Origin of the sequence: Stutzerimonas frequens (assembly GCF_024448335.1) — a bacterium.
Lineage (GTDB): Bacteria > Pseudomonadota > Gammaproteobacteria > Pseudomonadales > Pseudomonadaceae > Stutzerimonas > Stutzerimonas frequens.
In genome coordinates, this window is record NZ_JAMOHM010000009.1 from 173,711 (window position 1) to 181,934 (window position 8,224).

General features: G+C 64.2%; 8 protein-coding genes. 7 read left to right on the forward strand and 1 reads right to left on the reverse strand.

Annotation, left to right across the window (positions count from 1 at the left end):
- Positions 1–144: 144 nt before the first annotated feature.
- The 5 genes from siaA to gdhA all read left to right on the forward strand — a co-directional run bounded on the left by siaA (position 145) and on the right by gdhA (position 5,494).
- Entirely contained in the window at positions 145–2,136 is a 1,992-nt protein-coding gene (siaA, locus tag NAO55_RS14220) for a biofilm regulation protein phosphatase SiaA (protein WP_102840507.1), read from the forward strand.
- A 15-nt stretch (positions 2,137–2,151) separates the two neighbouring features.
- A complete protein-coding gene (siaB, locus tag NAO55_RS14225) occupies positions 2,152–2,694 on the forward strand; it encodes a biofilm regulation protein kinase SiaB (RefSeq protein ID WP_102840506.1) in 543 nt (180 codons plus the stop codon).
- A 17-nt stretch (positions 2,695–2,711) separates the two neighbouring features.
- A complete protein-coding gene (gene siaC, locus NAO55_RS14230; protein ID WP_102840505.1) occupies positions 2,712–3,089 on the forward strand; it encodes a biofilm regulation phosphoprotein SiaC in 378 nt (125 codons plus the stop codon).
- Positions 3,090–3,101: 12 nt separating this feature from the next.
- Positions 3,102–3,887 (forward strand): biofilm regulation diguanylate cyclase SiaD, encoded by a 786-nt coding sequence (siaD, locus tag NAO55_RS14235; RefSeq protein ID WP_063544241.1) that lies wholly within the window; start codon positions 3,102–3,104, stop codon positions 3,885–3,887.
- A gap of 269 nt (positions 3,888–4,156) precedes the next feature.
- The gene (gene gdhA / locus NAO55_RS14240; RefSeq protein WP_063544239.1) at positions 4,157–5,494 is read left to right on the forward strand and encodes an NADP-specific glutamate dehydrogenase; all 1,338 of its coding nucleotides are present in this window, start codon (positions 4,157–4,159) and stop codon (positions 5,492–5,494) included.
- Between the two features lie 273 nt (positions 5,495–5,767).
- Here the strand turns inward: gdhA and NAO55_RS14245 are convergent, their stop codons facing one another.
- Positions 5,768–6,544 (reverse strand): ferredoxin--NADP reductase, encoded by a 777-nt coding sequence (locus tag NAO55_RS14245; protein WP_102840504.1) that lies wholly within the window; start codon positions 6,542–6,544, stop codon positions 5,768–5,770.
- Between the two features lie 96 nt (positions 6,545–6,640).
- Between NAO55_RS14245 and NAO55_RS14250 the strand changes: the two genes are divergently transcribed.
- Both NAO55_RS14250 and NAO55_RS14255 read left to right on the forward strand, forming a co-directional pair.
- The gene (locus NAO55_RS14250) at positions 6,641–7,768 is read left to right on the forward strand and encodes a methyltransferase (protein ID WP_102840503.1); all 1,128 of its coding nucleotides are present in this window, start codon (positions 6,641–6,643) and stop codon (positions 7,766–7,768) included.
- Positions 7,765–8,142, forward strand: coding sequence for a MerR family transcriptional regulator (locus tag NAO55_RS14255; protein WP_102840502.1), 378 nt, complete (start codon positions 7,765–7,767; stop codon positions 8,140–8,142). Before NAO55_RS14250 ends, NAO55_RS14255 begins: the two co-directional genes overlap by 4 nt.
- Positions 8,143–8,224: the final 82 nt, after the last annotated feature.

An 8,224-nucleotide genomic window follows, 5' to 3' on the forward strand; every position in this document is an offset into this window, starting at 1 on the left:
GAGCCTTATGGCTCCGTTCTTGCGTCAGAAAGGCGACGAACAAAATAGTAGCAAAATGCCTTATGTCGGATAATTGCCGCCCTCTCTGACCCCGGCCGGCAATCATCTACCGCGCCACGACTTCGCGACAGGAAAGGAACTCGCATGGCAGCCTTGGGACTGCGCGGCAAATCACTGCTGGCCTTGTTGCTCAGCTGCCTGCTGGCCTTCGTGTTTGCCGGCTTCATCGGCCGCGAAGCGCTGCTCGGTGTGCAGCATCGCTTTGGCGAAGCCTATGCACGCAATGTCGTGCAACTCAACCGCGAGCGCCTGTTCGCGCCGGTCTCCCGTGAGCTGGCCCTGGCTCAACGGCTGGCGGCCTCGCAGCTGACCCTCGCCTGGCTGAGCGATGAGCGCGATCCAGCCAAGCGTGAGATCTTTTTCAAGGAAGCCGCCGGCTACCAGCAGGCACTCGGCGATCACGCCTACTTCGCCGCGTCGGCGCATAGCAACAGCTACTACTCCAACGGGCCCGATCAGCCACGCAGCGATGCGCCGCGCTATCAGATGAGTCCGGACAACCCGCGCGACGAGTGGTTCTACCTGACCCTGCAAAGCGATGCCCCTTACGCCATCAACGTCGATCGTTCGGTCGTGACCGGCGAGCTGAAGGTATGGTTCAACGTGCAGGTACGCGATGGCGAGCGCCGCCTGGGCCTGGTCGGCTCGGGTATCAGCCTGAAGGCCTTTCTCGATGACTTCATCGCCTCTGGCAAGGTCGGTGTCGAGTCGATGGTGCTCGACGCCTTCGGCTCCATCCTGGTCCACCCCAACCAGAACCTCGTCACCCTGAATGCCGAGACGGCACGGGGGCGCTCGCTGTCCACCAACATCCTCGGCCTGCTCGACGACCTCAGCGCTGCGTCGGCGGTACGCCAGGCCATGGCCGAAAGCCGCGACAGTCCGGGCAGCGTGGCGACCGTTCGGGTCACGCTGGATGGCGCCCCGCGGTTGCTGGCGCTGAGCTGGATTCCGGAACTGCAGTGGTTCGTCGCCAGCGCCGTCGACCTGAGCACCGCGCAGGTGGTCGAGGTGCGTCCGCTGCTGCCGGCCATCGGACTGTTCCTCGTGCTGTTCCTGCTGCTGATCGGCGGTGGCGCCTGGCTGGTGGAGAAGCGCGTGCTCAAGCCGCTGCGCCAGCTACGCCGCAGCGCCCAGGCGCTGGCGGCCGGGCAGTACGACGCGCCGCTGCCGCTGCATCGCCAGGATGAGATCGGCGAGCTCAGTGCAGCCTTCGGCGCCATGGCACAGAAGGTGCGCAGCCACACCAGCGAGCTGGAGAACCGCGTACGCGAGCGCACCCGCGACCTGGAACAGGCCAACCGGGACATGGCCGCGGCACACAAGAAGATCGACGACTCCATCGATTACGCCAGCCTCATCCAGCGCTCGATCCTGCCGAACCGGCAGCTGGTCAGCGCCATGGGCGATCGCCATGCGGTGCTGTGGCGGCCGCGCGATGTCGTTGGTGGTGACTTCTATGTCTATCGCGCCGACGACCACGGCTGTCTGTTTGGCGTGGTCGACTGCGCCGGCCATGGCGTACCCGGCGCCCTGATGACCATGCTGGCCCATGCCGTGATCGATCAGGCACTCGGCAGCACCGGCCTGGCCGATCCGGCCGCGGCGCTGGCGCGTACCGACGCCATCGTGCGCAGCATGCTCAAGGAAGAGGATGATGCCCACGCGCTGGCCACCAACATGGACATCGGCCTGGCCTATGTCGATCTCAAGCGGCGCAAGGTGCATTATTCCGGCGCGAAGATCGCTCTGTACTACTGTGACGGCGAGGACGTTCACGAGGTCAAGGCGGCACGCCGGGCGATCGGCGACAAGCGCGTCGGCGAGTACCACAACACCAGTATCGACCTGCGGTCAGGCCGGACCTTCTACATGACCACCGACGGATTCCTCGACCAGGCCGGCGGCGACCAGGGCTACGGCTTCGGCAACAGCCGCTTCGCCAGCATGATCCGTGAGCATGCAAGGCGTCCGCTGGCTGAACAGGGCGAAGCCTTCAGCCTCGCACTGGCGCGCTACCAGGGAGAATTTCCGCAGCGCGACGACATCACGATGTTATGTTTCCGTTTCGATTGAGACAGGGAGTTGGCCATGGCCCCCATTGACATGTTCGCGATGCGCGAATGCTACAACCAGCAACAGATCATGTTGTGCTTCAACGGCCCTATCTCGCGCAGCCTGATCGAAGAGATAGGCAACGCGCTGCGCAATTACATGGCCGAAGAACAGGCCCACCCGTCATCGGCCATGGATGTGTTCGCCGTATACATCGAGATGACCCAGAACATCCGTCATTACACCCGCGAGAAGAACTGGTCCGATCAGCAGGCCGGGGCCACCGTAGTGGTCGCCCGCGATGAGCAGGGCCGCTACGTCGTCTCGGCCGGCAACCTGATCGAAACCGCCGATGGCCAGGTACTGCTCGATGCCATCGCGGAACTGGCGAAGAAAGACAAAGCCGAACTGAAGGCTTTGTACAAGGAACAACTGCGCAAGCCGCGCGACGAGCACGTGGCGTCTGGCGCAGGGCTTGGCCTGATCGACATCGCCCGCAAGTCCAGCGAACCGCTCAAGGCCTCGTTGCAGCCAGTCTCCGACGAACTGTCTTTCATCAGCCTGAGCGCCGTCATCTGAATCCCAAGAGCATCCCCATGAACGACTTTTCCATCCCCGGCAGCCAGTCCACCCCTGAAATCCAGTCCGACTGGGAAAAAGGCATCGTCTCGATGCAGGGCGATTCCTACCCTGAGAATTCCTACGAGCTGTTCCATCAGGTCTACGAGTGGATCGAACGCTTTCTCGCCCAGGCCAGCCACCCACTCAGCCTCGAGCTGCGCCTGCTGTACCTCAACACCAGCAGCATCAAGGCGATGATGGACATCTTCGACCTGCTCGAAGCGGCCTTCCAGGACGGTCGCCAGGTGGCGGTCAACTGGTACTACGACATCCGCAACGAGCGTGTGGTCGAGCTGGCCGAAGAGTTCAAGGAAGACTGCACCTTCCCCTTTGCCATCCAGAGCCACGACTGACGGAAGGTCGATATGCGCGGGCCATCGCCGCTAGAACAGGAGATCGCCGGTCTCCTTGCCAATCCAGAGTTCGAAGGCCACCCACTGAAGGAGGCCCTCAGCCAGCTGTGGAGCGCCCATCACGATCTGCTCGGGCGCATCGAGCGCATCGCTCGCGTGTCGGATGGCTACCAGAGCATCGCCCGCGAACGCGAGCTGAGCCTGGCGGCGCGTTTCGACAAGCAGCTGCGCCAGCTGGAAAAGGTCGCGCGCATCTCGGACCGCTACCAAATGATGATGCAGGACCTCAACGCCTCGCTGCGTGAGGCCTCGACCCTGGACTCCCTCACCGGGATCGCCAACCGCCGGCTGCTCACCGAACGCTTGCGCGAGGAAAGCGAGCGCGCCAAGCGCTATGCGCGACCGCTGGCCGTGGTGATGCTGGATATCGATCGTTTCAAGGTGATCAACGACGAGTACGGCCATGAAGTCGGTGACCGGGTGCTGATCGAGGTGGTGCGGGTCATGGAGTCGGAAATACGCGAACATGATCTGTGCGGGCGCTGGGGCGGCGAAGAATTCCTCATCCTGATGCCCGAGTGCACTGCCGCGACCGCCCAACCGGTCATGCGCCGCCTGGGCGACAGCATCGCGTCTCTGGGCGTGCGGGTGAACGACGACCTGCTCGGCGTCACCGCCAGCATGGGCATCGCCGAACTGCATGCCGACGAAACCTACTCCAATACCATCAACCGCGCCGACCTGGCCCTGCTGCGCGCCAAGCGCAGCGGTCGCAACCGCTGCGAACTGGCGGAGTAACGCGCCGCCCCCGCACAAAAATGATGCGCTAAATGCGACATTTCGGCGCAAATTGATCCAGCGGTAGGCTCGCCCCTCCAGAAGCATCTTGAAACACCCGTCCCAGAGGCGCTCTGAGCGATACCTTACGCCAGTCAGCTCACCTCTCGACGCACCATCGATAAGCGCAATCGAGCTACAACGCACTTCCGCGGTGCAAATCAGGTTTGTTACAGTCGCCCGCCAAAATTATCAATGACTGCCAACAAGCGGTCGCCGAGGGCCTACTGATGATCGAAACCGTTGATGCCTTTCTCGCCCGACTGAAGCAACGCGACCCCCACCAACCCGAGTTCCACCAGGCGGTGGAAGAAGTGGTTCGCAGCCTCTGGCCCTTCCTCGAAGCCCACCCGCACTACATGCAGGCCGGCATCATCGAGCGCATGGTCGAGCCGGAGCGCGCCATCATCTTCCGCGTGCCGTGGGTCGACGATCAGGGCCGCGTCCAGGTCAACCGCGGTTTCCGCATCCAGATGAACAGCGCCATCGGCCCGTACAAGGGCGGTCTGCGCTTTCATCCCTCGGTCAATCTCGGCGTCCTCAAGTTCTTGGCCTTCGAACAGGTCTTCAAGAACTCCCTGACGTCGCTGCCCATGGGCGGCGGCAAGGGCGGCTCGGACTTCAATCCCAAGGGCAAGAGCGACAACGAGGTCATGCGCTTCTGCCAGTCGTTCATGAGCGAGCTGTACCGCCACATCGGCGCCGACCTCGACGTGCCAGCCGGTGACATCGGCGTCGGCGGTCGCGAGATCGGCTTCCTCTTCGGCCAGTACAAGCGCCTGTCCAACCAGTTCACTTCCGTCCTGACCGGCAAGGGCCTGGCCTACGGCGGCAGTCTGATCCGCCCGGAAGCCACCGGCTACGGCTGCGTGTACTTCGCCGAGGAAATGCTCAAGAGCAGCCACAGCAGCTTCGACGGCAAGCGCGTGGCGATCTCCGGTTCCGGCAACGTCGCGCAGTACGCGGCGCAGAAGGTCATGGAACTGGGTGGCCGGGTCGTCTCGCTGTCCGACTCGGGCGGCACCCTGCACTTCCCGGACGGCATGACTGCCGAGCAGTGGACCTACCTGATGGACCTGAAGAACGTTCGTCGCGGTCGACTCGAGGAGATGGGCACGCAGTTCGGCGTGACCTACCTGGCCGATCAGCGTCCGTGGAACCTGCCGTGCGACATCGCCCTGCCCTGCGCCACGCAGAACGAACTGGATGGCGAAGACGCCCGCGCACTGCTGAAGAACGGCTGCATCTGCGTGGCCGAAGGCGCGAACATGCCGTCCACCCTGGAGGCCGTAGACCTGTTCCTCGAGGCCGGCATCCTCTACGCACCGGGCAAGGCATCCAATGCCGGTGGTGTGGCCTGTAGCGGTCTGGAGATGAGCCAGAACGCCATGCGCCTGCACTGGACCGCCGGTGAGGTGGATACCAAGCTGCACGGCATCATGCAGTCGATCCACCACGCCTGCGTCGCCCACGGCGAGGAAAACGGCCGGATCAACTACGTCAAAGGCGCCAACATCGCCGGCTTCGTCAAGGTCGCCGATGCCATGCTGGCCCAGGGCGTCGTCTAAGGCAGCCACCAGCCTCGAGCTGCAAGCGACAAGAAAAAGCCCCCGCCGGGATTGTCCGGCGGGGGCTTTTCATTTGAGAAAGCCATTCGGACACCAAACCGGGGCCGTGAAGCAACTTTCCAAGCGGGCGGCATGGACAAGGCCAAGTGCAGAAACGCCGCGGCTCGCGCGTGGATGGCTTCGGCCATCCACCCTACTCATTTTCCAAGCCGCCGAGTGGGAAACGCCGCAGTGCTTGCCTACCACCGACGACCCGCCAGGGCCGCGTTCCGGCTACCAGTAGTTCTCCACTGCCACCTGGCCCGGCCTGCGGGTCATCGCCAGGTTCAGATCGCGGGCTTTCAGTACCGCACGGGTGTCCTCGATCATCTGCGGGTTGCCGCAGAGCATGATCCGCGAATGCTCGGGCGTCAGCTGCAGATCGGCGGCGCGCTCCAGCTCGCCGTTCTCGATCAGCGTGGTGATGCGCCCTTGCAGCGCGCCGGGCACCCGTTCGCGCGTGACTACCGGCAGGTACAGCAGCTTCGCGCCCAGACCTTCCAGGTAGTCGCGCTGCGGCAGTTCGGCGATCAGCTGCTGATAGGCCAGTTCGCGGGCTTCGCGCACGCTGTAGACGAGAATGATGCGCTCGAAGCGCTGCCAGGCCTCGAAGTCCTGCAGGATCGACAGGAACGGCGCGATACCGGTGCCGGTGGCCAGCAGCCAGAGGTCACGGCCATCGGGAAAGCGATCCAGCGTCAGGAAGCCGAAGGCCTGCTTGTCCACCAGCAACTCGTCGCCGACCTTGAGCCGGCTCAGCTCGCTGGTGAATTCGCCGTCCGGCACCACGATGGAGAAGAAATCGAGAAACTCGTCGTGCGGCGCCGAGACCATCGAATAGGCGCGCCAGACGATACAGCCGCTGGGCTTGCGCACGCCGAGGCGGGCGAACTGCCCGGCAGTGAAACGAAAGCCGGGGTCGCGGCTGGTGCGCAGGGTGAACAGGTTGGGCGTCAGCGTCTGCACCTCGAGCAGGCGCTGGCGGGTGAACTTCTCTTCGCTGGCGGTCATACTTCGCTCCCTCCGAGCATCTGCCGGACCTGCCGCTCGCAGCGCCCGTGAATTGTTGATACTCCTTTCCGACGCAGATAAACACCGCCAGTTCTCATGCCTATTCTCGACACCCCGTACGCCAGCCTCGACCTGATCCGCCAGCCGGAGCAGCCCAACGAGCCGTTGCAGGCCTTCGACGCCGCCGACGAATACCTGCTCGCCACGTTGCATGAACAGCGTCTGCCGGCCGCCACGCGGGTGCTGATTCTCAATGACAGCTTCGGTGCGCTGGCCTGCGCGCTGGCCGCGCATGTCGAAGTGACCAGCAGCGGCGATTCGCATCTGGCCCATCTGGCCCTGCAGAAGAATCTGGCACGCAACGACCTGCCGGCCGACCGCGTGCGTTTCGTTCCCGCCAGCGAGGTCGCCGAGGGTCCGTTCGACCGGGTGCTGATTCGCGTACCGAAGACCCTTGCCCTGCTGGAAGAACAGCTGATCCGTCTGCACGGCCAGCTGGCGCCCGGCTCGCAGGTGATCGCGGCGGCGATGATCAAGCACCTGCCGCGTGCCGCCGGCGATCTGCTGGAGCAGTACATCGGCCCGGTGCAGGCTTCGCTGGCGGTAAAGAAGGCCCGCCTGCTCAGCGCCACGCCAAGCGCGAAACCGGTACCGCGGTCGCCCTACCCGACCCGCTATCAGCTCGACCAGCCAAAACTGGAACTGCTAAACCACGCCAACCTGTTCTGTCGCGAAGGGCTGGACATCGGCACGCGCGCCTTTCTGCCGCATCTGCCCAAGGCGCTCGGCGCGCTACGTGTCGCCGACCTCGGCTGCGGCAACGGCGTGCTCGGCATCGTCTACGCGCTGGGTAACCCGCAGGCGGAGCTGACCCTGGTGGACGAGAGCTACATGGCGGTGCAGTCGGCGCGCGAGAACTGGCGGGCGATCCTCGGCGAGCGCCCGGCCGATATCCGCGCCGGCGACGGCCTGGCCGAGCAGCCGCCCGGCTCGCTGGATCTGGTGCTGTGCAATCCGCCGTTCCACCAGCAGCAGGTAGTCGGCGATTTCCTTGCCTGGCGCATGTTCACCCAGGCCAAGGCGGCACTGACCAAGGGCGGCGAGCTGTGGATCGTCGGCAATCGCCACCTTGGCTATCACCTCAAGCTCAAGCGTCTGTTCGGCAATGCCGAGCAGGTCGCCGCCACGCCGAAATTCGTCGTTCTGCGGTCGATCAAGGCATGAACGAGGTGCCGGTCCGCCTCAGCATCCGGCAGTTCGCCGCACGTACCGGGCTGTCCGCCGACACGCTGCGCTATTACGAGAAGATCGGCCTGCTGCGGCAGGTTGCTCGGGATGCCAGCGGTTTTCGCGTCTATGGCCCACGCGACCTGGAGTGGATCGGCTTCATCCTGCGCCTGAAAGACACCGGAATGGCGCTGGACGACATCATCCGCTACGCCGATCTGCGCGAATGCGGCGCTACCACGCTGGCGGCGCGCCAGGCGCTGCTCGAAGAACATGCGGCCCGGCTGCAGGAACGCATCCAGCGCGACCATGATCATCTCGACGCATTGCGCGCGAAGATCGCCCTGTATCGCCAGCAAACTTCCGCTTGACCTGGAGCTGACTCCAACCCGCAGGCTTTCCTCTAGGGTCTGTTCCCGTTTCGTCGCAAGCCGCGTTGCTGCACCAAATGGT